Source organism: Sphingomonas hankookensis (assembly GCF_022664465.1).
Classification (GTDB): domain Bacteria; phylum Pseudomonadota; class Alphaproteobacteria; order Sphingomonadales; family Sphingomonadaceae; genus Sphingomonas; species Sphingomonas hankookensis.
Window position 1 is genome coordinate 1 of sequence record NZ_JAKREV010000013.1, and the last position, 16,728, is coordinate 16,728.

The following is a 16,728-nucleotide window of genomic DNA, read 5'->3' on the forward strand; positions in this document are numbered from 1 at the left end:
TGCGGAAGACGTGGAGCGGTACGCCGGCGGTTCGCAGCTTGCGCGCGAAGTCGATCTGGACGCCCGATCCTTCGCAGACGATCGCTTCGACGGGACGCAGCGAGGCGATGCGGTCGTTGCGCAGGAACCCGCCCCGGTTGCCGTGGCGCTTGTCGAGGAACATGCGCACCAGCTTGACCTCGCGCGAGGCCGCCCACGACGCTGCGATGGCGTCGGCACCCTTGTTCATGGCGGTGGTCATCAGGACCATCGACGGGATGCGACGCTTGATCTGGTCGAGGCGTTCGAAGAGCTGCTCGTGGTCGTGCCATTCCATGCCGCCCGAGAAGGCGACAATCGGGCCGCTCGGGTTGTGCTCGTCCCGACGCTTTGCCGCGCGTGCCGCCAGATAGTCGGCACCGTCGATCATCGAGGCGGTCAGCTTGGACGACACCCTGCTGCCGCGGACGGTCGAGAAGGGCCGTCCGGTCTCGACGCGATACACGTTCCCGGCGTGGTCCCGCATGCAGCGCATCGCCTCGGCGCAATTCTCGAGGGTCTGGCAGAGCAGCTGGGTTTCTTCGAGTTCCACCGCGTAGATCTCCGAGGGGTCGTAGCTGCGCACCAGGTCGCCCAGCTTCTTGGCGGCGTCATCCTCCCGCCCCTCGATGCGCTTGGCCACCATGTGGAAGCTGTTGACGAAACCCCATGCGAGATCGGCGGCGAATTCTTCCATGCGGGTGTCGCGGAACACGTCGAACATCGTCGCCAGCATCTGCTCGACGGCGTGCGCGGCCTGCTCCGGGTCGGGCATGTCCAGCTTCTCGGCTTCGCTGACGATGGAAAGCTTGGCCATCTCGCTCGCCTCGATGAACGCCCCCTGATAGGTCTCGGTGGTGTCCTCGTCGGCGCGGCGCTCGTTGATCGCGCGGCCCATGTCGTTGAAGTTGCTGTACCTGGTCATGATAGCCTCCATGAGTTGAAAATCTCACCTTCTCTCGGTGAGGAATCTCATCCGGCATGCGGCGGTCAGGGCGGTCAGGGACGTTAACCGGGAAGCCGCGGCCCGCAGGGTCGCGGACCCCGGTTAACGCTCGCGCGCGGGGGAGCCGATTTTCTCGTGCCCTGGAGGCGGAGCGAAGCGGAGGCGGAAGGGTGCGTGAAAATTGGGGGGACCGCGCGTCCTTGACGGCCCGCCAACCCCGCATGCCAGACTTCCTCATCACAGAGAGAGAAAATATTATGTTGTGGTGGGCACGCCGGGTCGGACCGAGCACGGGCGGCGGTGATGCGCCGCCAGGCGCAGCGCCGCAAAGGCAGCGCCAGTGAGCCCGGGAGGGCGAGCCAGCTGCCGCCGCCCGCGCGCAGGACGCCCGGCGCCGGCATAGGGATCGTCACCCGCAGGGCGGAGACCCCGCCAGGGGGCTCCGTGAGGCCCGCCAGGGCCGAATAGAGCCCGGTCCCGCCCACAAGGCGGGACGCCCCGCCCTGCCCCTCTACGGCCGTCCCACAGCCAGCACAGCAGGATCAGCAGGATCAGTCCCATTCATACTCGCCACCGTCATCCCCGGCATCGTAATCCGGCATCTCCTGGATTCCCGGGTCGTCTGGATCGCGGTTGGCATCGGGGTCCTCGCCGTGCGGGTCGGTCTGGATATCCGGTTCGGTTGCGAACCGGATATCTTCACCGATCCGGTCAGCAATGTCCGGCTCGACCGCGCTGTCATCGTCTAGCCAGCAGGAACGCGGACACTGGAGCAGCTGGTGACCACGATGGACGAAGGGCTGGCCGTTCATCAGGATGGGTCGCTCGGCGAGACGCCGGCAGGGTTCATTGCGACGGTTGCGGAAGCCGCACGGCACCGCCAGCGGGGCGAGCGCGACGGCATTGCCGTCGTGGTCGCCGCCGGCGGGTGCCGGCTCGTCGATCCGAGCGACCGGGTCCGGTGCCGCAGGTATCGGCTCGGGCGCGAACGGGTCGCCGTCGAACATGTCGCGCTGGACGGTCATGGTGCCGGACCTTTCAGGTGAGCGCGCGCTGGCGCAAGGCCGCGGTGCGAAGCACCGTGGGCGAGGCGTCCTGCGCGGGCGATGATGAAGCATGCGCGAAGGGCGACGCCCGCAGACGCCGCCCGGTTCGCTGGCCGGTCAGTAGAACTCGGCGCGATCGGCGATGATCTCGCAGCCGTAGCGGTCGTTGCCGTCGCTGTCCTGCCAGCGGGTGTAGTGCAGGCGTCCCTCGATGGCGATGAGGTCGCCCTTCTTGCGGTTGCCGGCGATCGCCTTGGCGAGGCCGTTGAAGCAGGTGACCTTGTGGTATTCGGTCTCCTTGACGGTGAAGCCGTCGTCGCCTTTGTAGGTGTGGCCGTCCTTGTTGAGCTTCGGGCGATCGGTCGCCACGAAGATGGTCGCGACGCTGGTGGCGCGATTGACTTCGCGCAGTTCGGGGGTGCGGGTCAGGCGGCCGACGAGGTTCACGTTGTTCATGGCATTGCCTCCTTGGGTTGGTCGGCGGTCCGTCCGCCGGTGTCACCTGAAGGGCGTCGCGGTTCGGGGCGTCGCACCGGAGGGCGAGCTGGGCCGGCGCGCAGGCGGCGGGCCTGGTCGACCGGAGGGGAACCCCTTTTGCAGGGGTGGTGCGGGCAGCCGCGCGAAGCGCGGCAACACGGCCCTGCCAAAGGGGTTGCGAGGCCCCGGGGCGCGGCGCAGGTGACACGAAACGGCGGATGGGCCGTCGATCAGCCCAAGGTTCCCGCAGGCATTGCCATGGACAAACCTCGTGAACCGCTCATGTCGGTCGCCTGACCCGTACCCCCGAACGACCCGGCGCGAAGGCAGGCGTGCCGCCAGCGTCGCTCGCTGACCGACGTGGTGCCGCTCCGAAGCTCGACAAGGACGGCCGCGCCCGGGCGACGACGCACCGGCAAGGAGACCGGATGCCGCAAGGTCGCCCGACGGCCGACCCTCTCCAGGGCGATCGCCGGCAACCGCATCGGACCTGGGCGTCCTCATCGCCATCGGGGTTAGACGCCTGCCGATACCCGCTGGCAGGACAGCGACGGCTTTACGCGCCGCCCGGCTGCGAGATCATCGCCGATTGTGATGATCTATCCGTCCGGTCAGCGAATCGGGCGGCGTCTGCGGGCGTCGTCCTTCGGGTTGGCGTAACCAACGGTCAGCGTCGATCGGTTACCCGGACGGCGCTTGCCTGGACGGCACGAACGATCTTCTGAAAATACGTCGGGGGGCACCGCCCATAAATGAAGCTGCCGGTCCTCAGGTCGATGACATCATGGCCGCGCCAGTCGAAATCGTTGACGTCGTTGACGACGACGTGGCTTTCGCCGGCGCGCGGCAGGCCCATAGCCTTGGCGACCGGATCGGGTATCCGGTCGCTGCGAGAGGATCGCGCCTCCCCCTTCGTCGTGATGGGTACGACCGCGACGCCTCTGGCATCTGACGCGATTACCAGAACCGGGCGTTCCTTGACGCCCTCGTCACGACCGGCAGCCGCTTCATGGGCAAACAGATAGATGTAGTTGATGACATCGCCGGGTTCAGGCGGCGGTGTCGACGCGCTCACGCTCCCACCGATCGTCGGCGAGTTCGGCTTCTGTCGGGAGCGAGGCTTCAAGACGGGCCGCGAAGTCATCCGGGAATGTCCCTTCGGTATAGACCCGGCGATTGCCGTGGATCGCGCGAAGCGCAGCTTCGGCGCGGTCGAGGTAATCGGCGCTGACGACGGCGGCGAAGCGCCGGTTGCGCTTGGTCAGGATGACCGGCGCGAGCTGGCTCTTGTCGACGTAGACGCCCGGGGTCTTGTGGAAATCGGTGAGATTGACGGTCTCGTCACTGGCGGTAGCAGCCATCAGTGCCTCCTGTGGATCACGCGCATTATACGCAGTATGCGCGGAATAGCCAGAAACGACAACAGGGACCGCTTCGGTGATGAAGCGATCCCCGTCGGGGTGGCGACACGGGCGACGCATCAGCGCCGCCCGATGCCGGTCAGACCGTTTCGTCGACCGGCGCGGTGCTGGCGCCCAGACCGTCGCCGGTGTCATCGCCGGCGCCCGAGGTCGCCACGTCACGGCCATCGGCGGTGAAGGGCAGCGCGGGTTCGCCGTCATCCGCCTTGACGCCCAGCGCGGCACCGACGTCGCGGCGCTTCTGGGCGCGCTGCCACACGACGTTGTACGAGCCGTCGTCTTGGCGGAAGGCCGAGACCTGCAGCGGCGCGGCGAGCGACGGATCGTCGATGCGGCCGTTGAGGAACGCCTCGCCGGTGTTGTTCGAGGTGAGTTCGAAGAACGCCCCGACCTGCACCCACGTCCGGCCCGGGGTAAGCGCGTGGATCTCGTAGCGCGGGGCGCGCGGGTTGGACGACTGGACCGGCTTGAGCGCAATCGTCATCGCGACCGCGAGGGTGGAAATGCGGCCCATGAAAATGCCCGCGTCGTTCTGCTTGATCTGACCGATGTTCATGACGTGTCTCCTGTGATGTCGTGCTGGACCCCATGTCCTCGACACCGATCTTCAATCCTCCTCCCCTCCCCGGCCCTTCGGCCGGGCAGGGCGCGATGAGCGCCCCTCACCGACCGCGTCTTCACGCGGACGGTGGATCGTGCGGGACGCGGACCGGGCCTGATTGGGAGGTTGTCAACTTCAGGAGTTGGTTGGGACGATCGTCAGTACGGGCGGTTCGAACGATCCGAGGGCGAAATGCTTCAAGATCGCCTCATAGGAGCCGAGTTCGCGGGCTTCTTCCTCGCTGATGAGCGTTTTGCCGTCACCGGTCGCGTTGAAGGAGTGTCGTGGCCCTTCGCCGACCCAGATAATGGTTTCAGGGTTGAATGACCCGGCTGATCCGTCGGTCCAGCACACGAAAGGGAGATCGTTGGTGCAGCAGAATTCCTCGATCTCGTCGACATCTCCGATTGTCACATCGTGCGCTCGCATTCGGAGATGCTCGCCGGATTTGATGTCGTCGTCGGAGAGTGCTTCGCCCTCCCACTCAAGAGTGAGGCCCGAGGCATTCGCCAGTTCGATGAGTTTGGGAACTTGGTCGGCGGGCAGATTTCCCCCGATCGTAATTGAGACGGAGACGCGGTCGGCCATGTCGGGACCTCGTGATGAAGTGGACGTGCCGGTCCCGCGAGCGGTGTCATCACCATTCGCCCGGCTATCCATTCATCACCCCCTTCCCTTGAGCGTGGCCCAGGTTCGAACTGCGATATCCTGTGCTTATACGGCGATAAAGCGAAGGAATAGCTAAATTATCGATCCGATACGGTGTTGAATCGGGACTGGAGCCCATGAAGCAAAAAAAGGGCGACGCCGTGTGCCGGCGTCGCCCCGAGTTTCGGCGTGCGGGAGCGAAAGGGGGCGCGCCCGTGCGCCATGCGGTGCCGTGAGGGAGTGCACGGCACCGGGGGTGGATCAGGCGTCCTCGGCGACGCGCTGGCGGCGACCGCGGCCCTTGCCGACCGGCTCCTCGACCGGGGCGGTGGTTTCGCCCAGTCCGGTGTCGGTGGCGGCCGCATCGGGGCCGGGACCGTTGTCGACCGGGCCGCCATCGGCGCCGAACGGCGGCGACAGATCGTCATCCGCCTTGACGCCGAGCGCGGCACCGACGTCGCGGCGCTTCTGGGCGCGCTGCCAGACGACGTTGTACGAGCCGTCGTCCTGGCGGAAGGCCGAGACCTGCAGCGGCGCGGCGAGCGACGGATCGTCGATGCGACCGTTGAGGAACGCCTCGCCGGTGTTGTTCGAGGTGAGTTCGAAGAACGCCCCGACCTGCACCCACGTCCGGCCCGGGGTGAGCGCGTGGATCTCGTAGCGCGGCGCGCGCGGGTTGGACGACTGGACGGGCTTCAGTGCGATCGTCATCGCGACGGCGAGTGTGGAAATGCGGCCCATGAAAATGCCCGCGTCGTTCTGCTTGATCTGACCGATGTTCATCGTAACGTCTCCTGATGTCGTGCTGGACCCGATGTCCTCGACACCGATCTTCAATCCTCCTCCCCTCCCCGGCCCTTCGGCCGGGCAGGGCGCGATGAGCGCCCCTCACCGACCGCGTCTTCACGCGGACGGTGGATCGTGCGGGACGCGGACCGGGCCTGCCGATCATCGGCCGATCTTGTCGGTCAGGGCGGTGCCGATATCGGCGTGTGCCGCGGCGAGCGCGCCGATCGCGCGGCTGACGACGTCGGTCGCCTCGTCGCTCGGATCGATGCACCAGCATTTGCCGGCGTGGCGGATGTCGATCAGCCGGTCGGATTTGTTGTCGATCCCGAAGGTGTAGCCGTGACGCTGGTCTAAGCCGGCGACGGTGACGTCGGTCGTTTTGGCCTTGATCGTGACGACGGGCGCGACCGCGGGGGTCAGCAGCACGGTATCGCGCGGCGTTTGCGCCTGTGGGACCAGCGCGGGTGCGGGCGGCTTGCCGAGCGACGGCATCTTCGGGATCGGCACGAGGCCGTTCACCGCGTCCTGCGCCATGTCGGCCGCCATTGCGGTCGCCATGAAGATGGCGGTGCGCGCGAGATCCTGGGCGATGGCTTCGCGGTGCGGCTCGGTCAGCGTCGGCAGGAGGTGGCAGAGTTTGGTGTCGAGCGCGAAGGCGACGGGCTCGGCGTTGGGATCGATGCACATGATCGTGACCTTTCGGCAAAATGCCCGGACCCCATGTCCAGGATGCCGATCCGGTCCCTCTCTCCTTCCGGCGCAGCCGGTGCCGGCATCGTCGCGGGGCGATGCCGTGTCGTTCAGCGAGGCGGTCGCGGATGTCGCATGAGGCGCTTCCTGGCGCTCGACAGGTGATCGATCGAGCGTTGCAGGAAGAAGGCGTGCGCGCTGTCGGATTCGAGTGAGCCCAACCGGTTTTCGAGCGTCTTGATGCGGTGGTCGATCGCGTCGATCGTCAGCATGATGTCGTCGAACGAGAGCGCGACGACGGTCTGCGGATAGGGATAGGGCAGCGCCGGCGCGACGAAGGCGAGGAAATGGGGCTGCACGGGCAAATGGTGCAGGAGGGCGGTCGCGACCGCGCGGCGGATCTGGGAGGCGCCGTGGACGAGTTCTGCTAGCAGCACGTCCATCGCCATCGGGCGGACGATGCGCAGTGCGCCGGGGTCTAGGGTGACGGCGATCGGATCGGTCGAGGCGAGACCGATGACGCCCTCCGACAGGATGGCGAGAACGTCGCCTTCCTCGATGCAGGGACCGTCATCGAGACAGGCGTCATGCGCGGCTTCGCTGGTGTCGAAATAATGGACGCGGTACATGCGCTGGTCCTTTCTCGCTGGGATCAGGAATATTGCGGGCGACGCGCGGGAAACCGCGCGGGCGGGAGGCCGGAGAAGCTGAAGGCGCGGAAGCGTCCGCCGGTGTAGGCGGCCGAATCCACCGGCGGGCGATGCCGCTGCAGGCGGTCGAGCAGGCGATTGGCGCGGCGCATCGCCGCGACCGCGGCCTTGTCATGGTAATGGAGGGCGATCACGCGGACGAAGGTGCCGGTATCGTACCACCAGCCCCCCTCCTCGGGGCCACCCCACTCACGGTCGATTTCGTAGAAGGCGAGGATGCTGCGCATTGGGTTAACTCCGGTTGTCACCGGGTCGGATGATCCTCCCGGTTCACAACAGCCGGTCCGCCTTCCCCTTCCTCAGACGTCCGGTGCGTCGTCGGGACGCTGGTGGCGCAGCGCACGCGCGAGCGCCCGCTTGCGGGCGGTCGCCGCGGCGCGCGACGGATAGGCGCCCGAGAGGCGCGAGGGGTGCGAAAGGCTGTTGTCGAACACGACCCACCCCGTTGCGGTATGGGCGACGTGCATGCCGTCGCTGCGCGAGGGCGCGGTCATGACGGCCGCGCCCGCCTGACCGCGGCCTCGGCCGTGAGCTGGCCGGCAAGGGCGTTGCGATCCGAGGCGATCCGGCTGTCGGGCGCAGCCACGACTTCGGCCGCGCGGGTCAGCAGAGCCGCGAGGTCGGTGTCCGACATCGGCGCCGGTTTGGTCGCGGATCGCGCGGGTTCTTCCCCAGCCTTGTCGAGCATGAGCACGAGGATCGAGGGCTTGATGTCCTCGTCGAGCGGGCGACTGTCGGCGACGAACCTGCCGCCACGCGTGATCGCGAACGCGTTGAAGGTGGGTGATACCCCGTTATCGGCGTTGGGGATCGTGGTGCCGCGATCGTGGAACTGGATGTCGATGAAACGCGGCGGGCCACCATAAGTCTTTTCGAGAAAGCAGAAGGTCACGCGGCGACCCTCGCTGGTCTTCGCCGTGATCGTGAACGCGCCGTCAGGCACGTCGATGGGCTTGTGCGGCACGTCGTTGTAACCGGCGAAGCCCGCGGCGATCGCGTCGTCGCGCGTCATGACGGGGAGATCGGTGATATCGGCCATGTCGGGACTCCTTGATGATGGGGATCAGGCGGCGCGTTTGACCGTGATGAGGTCGGCGAAGCGGTCACGGACCGCGCAGGCATCGGGATAGAGGTTGGCGAGACCGTGCCGAGCGAGGATCGGCGCGCGCGAAGCGGCGACGACACCGGCCTCCTCGATGGTGGGGACGCGCGGTGGCCAGCCTCTGACGTAGCGAAGGTCGGGCGGCATCGCGCTTTCGAGCCGTCGCCGTTCGGCCGCATCGGCCTTGGCAACGGTAATCCGGTTCCTCAAATTACCTGGTATGTGGCGCGGTGCGACGTCGGCGAGCCAGCGCGCGGGCTGGAACGAGAAGGTCGAGGTCGCCTCGAGGTCGACCAGGTGAAGCAGCGCGGGACGATTTGCCGGTGCCGAAGCCGATGCCTGGGCGTCGCCGAGCGACTGGAGGACGCAGAAGCGGCACGACAGTCGCGACGACTGGTAACAGGTGTAGGCGACGTGCAGCGGGATGCCGAGCGTATCGTGCGCGGCGAAGACCTGTGGTGTCGTCCAGTGCGCGATCGGGTTCCACAGCATCATCGCGGTGCCGTGGGGATTGCCGGCAGCGGCGTAGCGCGCGTCTGCTTTCCATTCGGGTGTGCGTGACCGAGCGATGCTCTCGTCGCGGCGCAGTCCCAGCACGTTGATGATAGTCTGGCCGCGCAGCAGTCTGGCGAGGTGCGGCCCGATGACATGGGCTTTCATCTCTGAGGTGCAGAAGCGCAGCGCCGAGGATGACCAGGGACCGATCAGATTATAGGTTTCGAGTGCCTCGTAGCGCGCCTTGCCGTTGGCAAAGCGCGTGGCCCAGCGGTCGAACAGGTCGCCGGCGTTGCGCCGGACGATCGTCAGCGGGACGCCGGCGTGGGCCGCGAGATCCTCGACCGTCGCGGGCGTTTCGTCCCATTCGGCACGGCCGAGGTCGGCGTGAATGGCGATACGCCGCTCGCGCGGATGGCCGAGCGCATCGAGGATCAGGTTGACCGCGAACATCGCGGCCGAGCTGTCCTTGCCGCCCGAGAGGTTGAAGACGATCCATGCGCCGCGTTCGACCGCGTCGAGGATGGCGGGCGGCAGGGCGAGGGCCGGAAGGCCGGCGACCAGGCCGCGTCCGATGTCGATGAACATGGCCGTTCAGGCCGCGAGCGGCGCTGGCAGCGCCAGCCACTCGGGTTCGTCGTTGGCGATGACCGGATCGTGTGCGCGGGCCTCGGCTTTCGAGAACACGGTCGCGCTGGCGAGTGCCCCGAAGCCGTCGTCGTTGTTCCAGAAGACGGCGTGGCCGTTCTGGTCGCGCGAGGCGAGCACGAAACCGAAGCGACCCTCGTGACCATGGGTGTCGGGATCGGCTGCGGCGCTGCGCGCGGCGCGATCGAGGATGTCCTGGGTGCTGTGGAACGTCAGCCCCGCGTCGGTAATGATGACGCAGCCGCCTCCGAACTCGCCGGGGCGCAGCCGGTCGCAGTCGGAGATCCATGCGAACCCGCAGGGGAGCGCGGACTTGCAAGCGCGGAAGATGAGCTGGGCGACCTGTTCGACGCCGAATTGATCGCCGCTGAAGAATACGCGCGCGTTCCCGTCTTCGCCTTTCCAGTCGATGTCGATCGCGCAGTCGAGATAAGGGAAATGCCAATCGTCGAATATCTCGAGGAAGCTTTCGAACTTCATCGGCCCCTTCGCCGGGAACACGGCGTGGAACGCGGGATCGAGCGCGTCATATTCGTGGGCGAGGTCGGCATCGTCGCCGTTGGTGTCGAGGATATCGACTGCCTGTTCGGCAATGGTCAGCAACGCCGCGTCGGCGTGGCTCATGGTCAGCGTGAACGCGGCCTTGGTGTAGGTGTTCGCCATGGGAATGCTCCGAAATGATGGGAAATCGCTCTGTGCGGTCGCGCTCAGGCGTCCGCGGCCTCGGCGAGACGCGCGTTGGCGGCCGCGGCCTCGGCGGGGTAAGCCTGCGTGAGATTGCCGTGCAGGACCGCGAAATCCGGGATCGGGAAAAGACCGTTCGGCCCGGGCCGGGTAATCAGCAGCGCGCTGATGACGGCATCGGCCGGATCGGCATGGACGATGGTGGGCGTCTCGCCGTTATACTCGACCGGCGCGGTGAAGCCCGCCTCGCGCCAGGTGGCGAGTCCCTCCTCGACGCGTGTCGCATAGTCGGCGACGGCCTCGTCGAGCTCGTTCTCGATATGGAGGACGAGTTCGACATAGCGACCGAAATCGTGTCGGTTGGACAGGCCGGCGAGGCGGCATCCCGGGGGCGGCGGGCCGTAGCGTGCGATCAGCGCGGACTTGTAGACCGCGATTTCGAGGCGGTTGAGGCTGTCGAAGTTGGGCGACTGGCCGAGTTGCGCGCAATCCTCCTCGGCGGGACCGGCACCGAGATCGATAAAATATGGCATGGGGCTCTCCGTCGATCGTCATTGATCGACGCGCCCCATCCCCCTCCCCTTTCTTGTCGGGTACTCAGTCGCCGAAGAAGCGGCGCTTGATGGCGATCTGCGCCTCGCCATCGGACTGGCCGAGGGTCATCAGCCGGTCGGTCTCGAGCGTGATCGCGAGATCGGCGGGAAGATCGGCCCAGCGTGAGGCGATGGTGACCGCGGCGGCCGCTGTGGTCAGCTCGCCGGGGTGCGCGCCATGCCATGCGACGGTTTCGTCCTCACCCGTGAGATGCGGGTGCGGGCGCAGCACCTGGACGAAGAAGGTGCCAAGCGGGCGGTCCCACCCGATGCTGACGCTGGTGCCGGGTTCGATACCGGGAAACTGGTGGCGGCTCATGGCGATCCTTTCAGGGTCAGTGCAGCGAGATCCACTCGGCGTGCCAGGGGCGCGGGTGCGGGTAGAAGCGAAGAACGCCTGGAACATCGGTTTCGCCGCTGGCGAGGCGTTCTTCCAGCCAGAGGATGTAGAGCGCGGCGTCGGCGAGATCGCCGGCGAGCAGATCGTCGAGCATCGCGGCCTCGCGCGCGGTCTGTTCGTCGAGCGCGGACCAGTCCAGCGCATCGAGGAAACGGTCGCGTCGATCGGTGTAGCGCGCGATGCGGGCAGCGTCGGCCTGGACGCTGGCGATGGCGAGATGGATATCCACGGGCGGTGCTCCTTCCGGCATGTCGGTGACATGCCGCCCGCTCCCGCTCCCCTTCCCTCGCGCCGCTGGCGCGGGGATCATGCCGCGAGGATTTCGCGGATCGCGTCGCTCCGGCGCGGATAGGCAAGCCGGGGCAGATCGCGCGCGGTGCGCCGGGCGTCGCGCGTCAGCTCGAAGCAATAGGTGAACAGCGGGCTTTGCCGGTGCGGGCGGAGCAGATTGTCGGCACGGAGCCGCGCGAGCCAGTCGGCGGGGTGTTCGTGCGCCTCCGGCCTCGGCGCACCGAGCCGCACCAGCTGGTCGATCGCCCCGGCATGGCCGGATTCGAGGTTGCGGATCTTCGACAGCGTTCTCTCCGAGATCATCTCGCCGGCGATGCGCAGCACCGTCCGCGGCCTCGTGCGGCCGCGATAGGCGCCCGACAGCGCGGCATAGACGACGCCGCAATGGCCGAAGGCGGGATCGGAGAAGCTGACGACAGCGTCGATCCGGGGCTTGGCGAGGCGCAGGAGGCGGAAGGCGCGCGACGTGAAGAAGCTTTCGCCGTTCGCGGCGACCGAGGGCAGGCAGATGAGCCGTTGCAGTACGCAGCCCCGAGCGGGATCGGCATACCCGGTGTGCCGGGTGATGACCGCGCCGGTCGCCGGCACGCCGAACACGATGAGACCGACCAACGCGGATCTGCCCGGGTCGCCCGGACCGAACAGCCCGCAGGCGAGCTGGGCGGCGGGATAGCGCGGGAGGTAATGATGGTCGGCGAGGAATGCGCGGGCAGTATCATGGGCGACGACATCGACGGCGTAGCGGCGCGGGTCGATCACGCTGTCGCCGGCAACGAACAAGCTGCGCCGGTCGCGCCAGCGCTGGGAGCGGTCGGTGAGCATGGTTACCTCCGTCAGGCCGCGTCGGCGTAGATCTCGGCCGCCCAGGTCTCGATCCATCCGGTGGTGATCTCATCGTGATCGAGGTCGCCGCTCTCGATCAGGGCGCGGATCTCGGCGCGAGCCTGCGCGATCGCGCGTTCCCAGGGGTCGGCGGTTGGTGGCGGTGGAGTAGACGCCGCGGCCTCGGGCAGGTGTCGCGGTGTTTCGAGCGTTCGCGCGCATTGCGTGCGATACCAGCGTTCCATGAAGTCGGCGCCGAGCGCGTCGGTCTTGGCGATGCGATGCCTGAGCGCGTGCTGTCGCACGCCTACGCCCCATCCCTGGCTGTCTATCGAGGCGATCCAGCGTGCGAACGGCGTGAGGTACGGCAGGGCATCGCCTTTCACCCCGAAGAGGTGCGCCTTGACGCCGATCGGCAGGATGCGGGTCAGCCGCTCGACGACGGCGATCAGCCCTTCGGGACCGTGGATCGGTCGCCGGCACATGCTGCCGATGCCGACGACGGTGCCGGGCAGGATCAGACCGCCGATCGCGTCGAGTGAACGGACGTAGTCGTCGGGCACGCGGCCCTGCAGCACGGGCATCAGCCGGTCGCGGATGGCCAAGTCGTCGGCGCGGGCAAAGCATTCTCGGTTGGTGGCGGTGGTGCGCGCGATGCGGTCGAGCACTTCCTCGCGGTCGTGGGCAACGCCCTCTTCGCAGCAGTAATCGACCGACGAGATGCGTCGGAACGGCCATGACGCGGCGAGCGCCATGTAATCGGCGATGCTCCAGGGAAGCCCGCCATAGCGGACCATCATGGTGTAACCGGCGGAATCGAGGTCGACGCTGGCGAGCGGTCGCGCGTTGGCGAGCGTTCCGGTGCGCCATCCCGACCACTCGCGCCAGCCATCGGCCTTGCGCCAGCGCGACAGACAATTGGCCGAGATCAGCACCGGCGCTTGCAGCATGACCGCGCGCTGAAGGATAGGCCCGTTTGCGAGATGCGGCAGGCCGAGGATGATTTGGATCGCCATCGTCTAGCTGCCAGCTAGCGGATAGCTGGCGGTCATCCTGACAGCAGACATCACATATCCTCGTGCAGCATGAGCGTGAGAACGCGGCGCGTGATGCTGGCGTCGGCGGGGTCTTCCGATCCCCATTCCAGCGCCACGTCATAATAATCGATACGGAAGTGTATCGTCTCCCCCGACACTTCGAACTGGCCGCGATCTCGCTCGGGGCAGTCGGCCGGGAAAGTGTAGCGGCGCAGCGCCTGCAGGACATGCGCCTGAGCAACGGCTTCCGAGGCAAGTGTACCGTTCGACAGCGCGGCGAGGCACGCGCGCGTCATGACGATCTTCGCGGTGCGGTCGAACCCCTGGCGGCAACGGTCGTTGAGCCGGGCCACGGCTTCGAGGCGCGTTTCGGTAGCGGTCGAAATCATGTGATGATCCTCCGTTTGGTCGATAGCGATGGTGGCGGGGACTTCAGGCGGCGAGCGCGTCGCTTCGTCCCCGGCCTCGTTCGGGAAAGGCCGCATGGAAGCGGTCGAGCCAGTCGCCCATCGTCGGGCGCTCGCCGAGCGGGATGACGGCCGCGACATCCTGGAACCGGATGAGGTCGAGCGGCGCATCGCGGATGATCCGGTCGATCTCGTCAGCCGGCAGGAGGTGCTCGTCGCGGATGAAGGCGGTCATCGATCCCGGGCGCGCGCGGGTCGATTTGCGCCACAGGCCCTCGACCGTGTGCAGTCGCGGGGCGGCGCGTGCCTCGACCAGCACGATGAGTCGCAGGCACCATTGCGGGAGGCCGCGGATTTCGCTCGGATGGTTGGCGATGCACAGCCAGCACGCCGATTTGGGTGGCACCGGCAGACCCTCGGCCTGGATGCGGGCGACGCAGTCGGGCCGGTCCCATCGCCATTCGCGCAAGGGGTACTCGCAGTCGTACAGCGGATCGTCGATCGACAGCGCATGGTTGGCGCGCGCGGTGTCGCGCGGTCCGGCGTCATAGCCGATCAGGCGAACGACGCGCTGCCCGCGCGCCCAAGCGTCGACCGCTGGTTGCCAGGTCGACAGGAATTTGTCCTGCGGCGCCTTCTTGTATTTGAGGCTGCAACTCGACCCGCCGAGCGACTTGCTCGGCAGCGTGGCATTGGTCAGGCACATCTCGAGGATGCCGTAATAGGGCGGCCAGTGCTTGAATCGCTTCGGGACATAGCTGACCAGCTCGAAACGGATACCGCGGTCGCGCATCCAGGGCCGGATCACGTCGAGATATTCGTAGGTCGCCGGTTTCTCGACCGAGGTATCGGCGGTCAGCACGAGGTCAGGCGCTTCGCCGCGCGCGTGCTTCTCGATCAGCAGCGCGGTGCTGTCGACGCCGATGCCGTAGGCCAGCACCACTGGTGGCGGCGGCGCCAGCGGCACGACCGGAACTGGCGCGCCGGTCATGGCGCCTCCTCTGGTTCTAGATAGGTGTCATAGGGCGCACCGGCAGACTCGATCCAGCTACCCTCCTCGTCGAGATTCTCGATCCGTGCGAGCAGCGCCGCCTTCAGCTGGCGCGCATCGACGTCGTGGCTCTTGTCGTCGTTCGAGACGAGGCTGAAGGCGAGCGTGTAGGCGTGGTTGTAGCGCGCCATGTCACGCGTCCTCCGCCGCGGCCTTGGGCGCGGCGGGAACCGCGCGGGGCGTGATCGTCACGTCGAGCCGGTCGCGATTGATGACGACGGTGACCGTCCGGTCCTCGGGGACGAGGAAATAATGCCCCGCCAGCTTGTCGCGAATGCGGTTCTCAAGCGCGGCATCGTCGCCTTCGAGCAGGCCGATGATTCGTTCGGCGGCATCGGCCTGGAAGCGCTCGAGCTGCGTATCGTAGCTGTCGGCATCGCTGTCGTCGCTGGCATAGAAGATCGCGCTTTCGAGGATGTCGGCGACGCCGAGCGCGGTGATTTCGCTGCCCCGGCGGACGAAGACGGACGTCTCGTCGACCGAGTTGCACGACCATTGGTCGGGTGCGAAGGCGACATCCGCGTCGGTCGATACCTCGATGAATGCGCCGGCGTGGCTCATCGTCGCCTCGAGCGTGATAGCCTCGACCCAACCGTTTTCCGCCTCGGCGGGCGCTTCGCGGCTGTCGGAGACGATGAAGGTGCGGTCGCCCTGGGTGACGCGGAACCGCATATCCTCGACACGGGCGAGGATATCGTACCAGCCATAGCCCTTGAACGCGTCCTGGGCCTCGACCAGCGGACCACCGAACGGATTATGCTTCGCGATCGCCGCCTGCGCGGGTTGGCCGATCAGCGCATCGAAGTCGGGCATCAGCACCATGCCGGTGTCGGTCACGCGTGCGCCGCTCTCGTAGTTGCGCGAGCTGTCGGCCGCATAGGCGGTCCATGCGAACAGATAGGGCTCGGCTTCGGGTAGTGCGATACCGAGCGAGCGCGCCTCGCGCCAGTCATGCGCCGACAGCCGGTGCGTCCCCGCGGCCTCGATCGCGCGGTAGATCGCGAGCCGGACCGCATCGCGCAGGGCGGCGATGCCGGTGTTCTCGACCACTTCCTTGCGCGCCGGGAGGACGAGCTGGATTTGCGGCGCGTCGAAGATGTCGACCCGCGCGATCCAGTGGCCGCCCCGGTCGACTTCCTGAACATACGGCAGGTCGCACGGGATGGTCAGCCCGTGGAAGTTGAGGCGTCCGTCGCGCGAGGAATAATGCGAGGGGTGTTTCTGGAACACGCCGATGCGCACGCCGTACCATTCCTCGACATGGACCGCGTCCTTCAGCCAGTCCTCCTGCGGAAGGACCGCGCCGTTCCAGGTCACGGGAACCGGATAATGTTTGGCGGCGCGGGCCACGTCGCGCTCGAGCGTCTTCAGCCACTCGTCGGGCACGCGCACGGTGATCGCGGTGCCGCGCATGATCGGATCGGGTTCGATCGCGATCGGGCGGCTCGTCTCCCACGCCGAGGCCGGGATATGCGCCATCCAGCCCTGGCGGTCGGGTTTCGAGAAGGAGCGGATGATGACGTCGCGGCCTGCGAGGCTGAACACGCCCATGCCGGCGGGATCTTCGGCGCGGCGCGTCTCGTCGGACCAGCCCGAGCGGCCGAGCGTGACGATGCTCACCGGATCGGCGATGCCGTGGCCGTCATCGGTGATGTGCAGGAAGTGCTCGGCGCCGGCGCCGTTCAGCGCGAGCGCGACGCCGGTCGCACCGGCGCGGCGCGCGTTCTGGAGGAGTTCGCAGATGACGTCGAACGCGGTATTGTTGAACAGGCGCGTGACCTTGGCGATCGTCTCGGGGGCGACCGCGGTCGCGATGGTGGCGGGAATCATGGGAGTGCGCTCCTGGAAAAGG

Annotated in this window: 24 protein-coding genes; all 24 read right to left on the bottom strand. The window is 67.2% G+C overall.

The window, feature by feature from the left end:
• Nucleotides 1-943 (bottom strand): SLOG family protein (locus tag MF610_RS18220; protein WP_242201746.1); only part of this gene is annotated, 943 nt, incomplete at its 3' end.
• A gap of 572 nt (nucleotides 944-1,515) precedes the next feature.
• Nucleotides 1,516-1,989 carry a hypothetical protein gene (locus MF610_RS18225; RefSeq protein WP_242201747.1) on the bottom strand — a complete coding sequence of 158 codons (474 nt, stop codon included), beginning with the start codon at nucleotides 1,987-1,989 and terminating at the stop codon, nucleotides 1,516-1,518.
• Between the two features lie 138 nt (nucleotides 1,990-2,127).
• Nucleotides 2,128-2,466 carry a single-stranded DNA-binding protein gene (locus MF610_RS18230; RefSeq protein WP_010409121.1) on the bottom strand — a complete coding sequence of 113 codons (339 nt, stop codon included), beginning with the start codon at nucleotides 2,464-2,466 and terminating at the stop codon, nucleotides 2,128-2,130.
• Nucleotides 2,467-3,154: 688 nt separating this feature from the next.
• The gene (locus tag MF610_RS18235) at nucleotides 3,155-3,562 is read right to left on the bottom strand and encodes a hypothetical protein (RefSeq protein ID WP_035386729.1); all 408 of its coding nucleotides are present in this window, start codon (nucleotides 3,560-3,562) and stop codon (nucleotides 3,155-3,157) included.
• Nucleotides 3,537-3,848: a prevent-host-death family protein gene (locus tag MF610_RS18240; RefSeq protein ID WP_016510718.1), complete on the bottom strand. Its 312-nt coding sequence runs from the start codon at nucleotides 3,846-3,848 to the stop codon at nucleotides 3,537-3,539. The genes MF610_RS18235 and MF610_RS18240 overlap by 26 nt, the downstream gene beginning before the upstream one ends.
• Before the next feature lie 139 nt (nucleotides 3,849-3,987).
• Nucleotides 3,988-4,464 (bottom strand): DUF736 domain-containing protein, encoded by a 477-nt coding sequence (locus MF610_RS18245; protein ID WP_037447318.1) that lies wholly within the window; start codon nucleotides 4,462-4,464, stop codon nucleotides 3,988-3,990.
• Nucleotides 4,465-4,644: 180 nt separating this feature from the next.
• Complete coding sequence (locus MF610_RS18250; RefSeq protein WP_066760095.1) at nucleotides 4,645-5,097, bottom strand: hypothetical protein; 453 nt, start codon at nucleotides 5,095-5,097, stop codon at nucleotides 4,645-4,647.
• 321 nt (nucleotides 5,098-5,418) lie between these two features.
• Nucleotides 5,419-5,994 carry a DUF736 domain-containing protein gene (locus MF610_RS18255; protein WP_322788197.1) on the bottom strand — a complete coding sequence of 192 codons (576 nt, stop codon included), beginning with the start codon at nucleotides 5,992-5,994 and terminating at the stop codon, nucleotides 5,419-5,421.
• 111 nt (nucleotides 5,995-6,105) lie between these two features.
• Nucleotides 6,106-6,633: a hypothetical protein gene (locus MF610_RS18260; protein WP_197419142.1), complete on the bottom strand. Its 528-nt coding sequence runs from the start codon at nucleotides 6,631-6,633 to the stop codon at nucleotides 6,106-6,108.
• Between the two features lie 113 nt (nucleotides 6,634-6,746).
• On the bottom strand, nucleotides 6,747-7,265 hold the full coding sequence (locus MF610_RS18265) for a hypothetical protein (protein ID WP_024310585.1): 519 nt from the start codon (nucleotides 7,263-7,265) through the stop codon (nucleotides 6,747-6,749).
• 23 nt (nucleotides 7,266-7,288) lie between these two features.
• Entirely contained in the window at nucleotides 7,289-7,573 is a 285-nt protein-coding gene (locus MF610_RS18270; RefSeq protein WP_037447327.1) for a hypothetical protein, read from the bottom strand.
• 72 nt (nucleotides 7,574-7,645) lie between these two features.
• The gene (locus MF610_RS18275; RefSeq protein ID WP_024310583.1) at nucleotides 7,646-7,840 is read right to left on the bottom strand and encodes a hypothetical protein; all 195 of its coding nucleotides are present in this window, start codon (nucleotides 7,838-7,840) and stop codon (nucleotides 7,646-7,648) included.
• Nucleotides 7,837-8,385: a hypothetical protein gene (locus MF610_RS18280; RefSeq protein WP_037447332.1), complete on the bottom strand. Its 549-nt coding sequence runs from the start codon at nucleotides 8,383-8,385 to the stop codon at nucleotides 7,837-7,839. Before MF610_RS18280 ends, MF610_RS18275 begins: the two co-directional genes overlap by 4 nt.
• 24 nt (nucleotides 8,386-8,409) lie before the next feature.
• Nucleotides 8,410-9,531, bottom strand: a complete 1,122-nt coding sequence (locus tag MF610_RS18285; protein WP_037447334.1) for a phosphoadenosine phosphosulfate reductase domain-containing protein — start codon at nucleotides 9,529-9,531, stop codon at nucleotides 8,410-8,412.
• Nucleotides 9,532-9,537: 6 nt separating this feature from the next.
• Nucleotides 9,538-10,254, bottom strand: coding sequence for a hypothetical protein (locus tag MF610_RS18290; protein WP_037447337.1), 717 nt, complete (start codon nucleotides 10,252-10,254; stop codon nucleotides 9,538-9,540).
• 44 nt (nucleotides 10,255-10,298) lie between these two features.
• Nucleotides 10,299-10,808 carry a hypothetical protein gene (locus MF610_RS18295; RefSeq protein WP_010409093.1) on the bottom strand — a complete coding sequence of 170 codons (510 nt, stop codon included), beginning with the start codon at nucleotides 10,806-10,808 and terminating at the stop codon, nucleotides 10,299-10,301.
• 64 nt (nucleotides 10,809-10,872) lie between these two features.
• Nucleotides 10,873-11,187 carry a hypothetical protein gene (locus MF610_RS18300; protein WP_010409090.1) on the bottom strand — a complete coding sequence of 105 codons (315 nt, stop codon included), beginning with the start codon at nucleotides 11,185-11,187 and terminating at the stop codon, nucleotides 10,873-10,875.
• 16 nt (nucleotides 11,188-11,203) lie between these two features.
• A complete protein-coding gene (locus tag MF610_RS18305) occupies nucleotides 11,204-11,497 on the bottom strand; it encodes a hypothetical protein (RefSeq protein WP_024310661.1) in 294 nt (97 codons plus the stop codon).
• A 77-nt stretch (nucleotides 11,498-11,574) separates the two neighbouring features.
• Nucleotides 11,575-12,381, bottom strand: coding sequence for a Mom family adenine methylcarbamoylation protein (locus tag MF610_RS18310; protein WP_037447341.1), 807 nt, complete (start codon nucleotides 12,379-12,381; stop codon nucleotides 11,575-11,577).
• Between the two features lie 11 nt (nucleotides 12,382-12,392).
• The gene (locus MF610_RS18315; RefSeq protein WP_242201750.1) at nucleotides 12,393-13,397 is read right to left on the bottom strand and encodes a deazapurine DNA modification protein DpdA family protein; all 1,005 of its coding nucleotides are present in this window, start codon (nucleotides 13,395-13,397) and stop codon (nucleotides 12,393-12,395) included.
• Between the two features lie 50 nt (nucleotides 13,398-13,447).
• Entirely contained in the window at nucleotides 13,448-13,807 is a 360-nt protein-coding gene (locus MF610_RS18320) for a DUF3768 domain-containing protein (protein WP_242201752.1), read from the bottom strand.
• A 43-nt stretch (nucleotides 13,808-13,850) separates the two neighbouring features.
• Entirely contained in the window at nucleotides 13,851-14,816 is a 966-nt protein-coding gene (locus MF610_RS18325; RefSeq protein ID WP_242201754.1) for a hypothetical protein, read from the bottom strand.
• Complete coding sequence (locus MF610_RS18330; RefSeq protein WP_242201756.1) at nucleotides 14,813-15,007, bottom strand: hypothetical protein; 195 nt, start codon at nucleotides 15,005-15,007, stop codon at nucleotides 14,813-14,815. Before MF610_RS18330 ends, MF610_RS18325 begins: the two co-directional genes overlap by 4 nt.
• A gap of 1 nt (nucleotide 15,008) precedes the next feature.
• Nucleotides 15,009-16,706: an ATP-binding protein gene (locus MF610_RS18335; RefSeq protein WP_062126492.1), complete on the bottom strand. Its 1,698-nt coding sequence runs from the start codon at nucleotides 16,704-16,706 to the stop codon at nucleotides 15,009-15,011.
• Nucleotides 16,707-16,728: the final 22 nt, after the last annotated feature.

What these genes read in the sequence shown, in the direction of transcription:
- MF610_RS18225 (WP_242201747.1), bottom strand. Translation starts at nt 1,989, where the DNA reads ATGACCGTCCAGCGCGACATGTTCGACGGCGACCCGTTCGCGCCCGAG.
- MF610_RS18230 (WP_010409121.1), bottom strand. Translation starts at nt 2,466, where the DNA reads ATGAACAACGTGAACCTCGTCGGCCGCCTGACCCGCACCCCCGAACTG.
- MF610_RS18240 (WP_016510718.1), bottom strand. Translation starts at nt 3,848, where the DNA reads ATGGCTGCTACCGCCAGTGACGAGACCGTCAATCTCACCGATTTCCAC.
- MF610_RS18245 (WP_037447318.1), bottom strand. Translation starts at nt 4,464, where the DNA reads ATGAACATCGGTCAGATCAAGCAGAACGACGCGGGCATTTTCATGGGC.
- MF610_RS18250 (WP_066760095.1), bottom strand. Translation starts at nt 5,097, where the DNA reads ATGGCCGACCGCGTCTCCGTCTCAATTACGATCGGGGGAAATCTGCCC.
- MF610_RS18260 (WP_197419142.1), bottom strand. Translation starts at nt 6,633, where the DNA reads ATGTGCATCGATCCCAACGCCGAGCCCGTCGCCTTCGCGCTCGACACC.
- MF610_RS18265 (WP_024310585.1), bottom strand. Translation starts at nt 7,265, where the DNA reads ATGTACCGCGTCCATTATTTCGACACCAGCGAAGCCGCGCATGACGCC.
- MF610_RS18270 (WP_037447327.1), bottom strand. Translation starts at nt 7,573, where the DNA reads ATGCGCAGCATCCTCGCCTTCTACGAAATCGACCGTGAGTGGGGTGGC.
- MF610_RS18275 (WP_024310583.1), bottom strand. Translation starts at nt 7,840, where the DNA reads ATGACCGCGCCCTCGCGCAGCGACGGCATGCACGTCGCCCATACCGCA.
- MF610_RS18280 (WP_037447332.1), bottom strand. Translation starts at nt 8,385, where the DNA reads ATGGCCGATATCACCGATCTCCCCGTCATGACGCGCGACGACGCGATC.
- MF610_RS18285 (WP_037447334.1), bottom strand. Translation starts at nt 9,531, where the DNA reads ATGTTCATCGACATCGGACGCGGCCTGGTCGCCGGCCTTCCGGCCCTC.
- MF610_RS18290 (WP_037447337.1), bottom strand. Translation starts at nt 10,254, where the DNA reads ATGGCGAACACCTACACCAAGGCCGCGTTCACGCTGACCATGAGCCAC.
- MF610_RS18295 (WP_010409093.1), bottom strand. Translation starts at nt 10,808, where the DNA reads ATGCCATATTTTATCGATCTCGGTGCCGGTCCCGCCGAGGAGGATTGC.
- MF610_RS18300 (WP_010409090.1), bottom strand. Translation starts at nt 11,187, where the DNA reads ATGAGCCGCCACCAGTTTCCCGGTATCGAACCCGGCACCAGCGTCAGC.
- MF610_RS18310 (WP_037447341.1), bottom strand. Translation starts at nt 12,381, where the DNA reads ATGCTCACCGACCGCTCCCAGCGCTGGCGCGACCGGCGCAGCTTGTTC.
- MF610_RS18315 (WP_242201750.1), bottom strand. Translation starts at nt 13,397, where the DNA reads ATGGCGATCCAAATCATCCTCGGCCTGCCGCATCTCGCAAACGGGCCT.
- MF610_RS18320 (WP_242201752.1), bottom strand. Translation starts at nt 13,807, where the DNA reads ATGATTTCGACCGCTACCGAAACGCGCCTCGAAGCCGTGGCCCGGCTC.
- MF610_RS18325 (WP_242201754.1), bottom strand. Translation starts at nt 14,816, where the DNA reads ATGACCGGCGCGCCAGTTCCGGTCGTGCCGCTGGCGCCGCCGCCACCA.
- MF610_RS18330 (WP_242201756.1), bottom strand. Translation starts at nt 15,007, where the DNA reads ATGGCGCGCTACAACCACGCCTACACGCTCGCCTTCAGCCTCGTCTCG.
- MF610_RS18335 (WP_062126492.1), bottom strand. Translation starts at nt 16,706, where the DNA reads ATGATTCCCGCCACCATCGCGACCGCGGTCGCCCCCGAGACGATCGCC.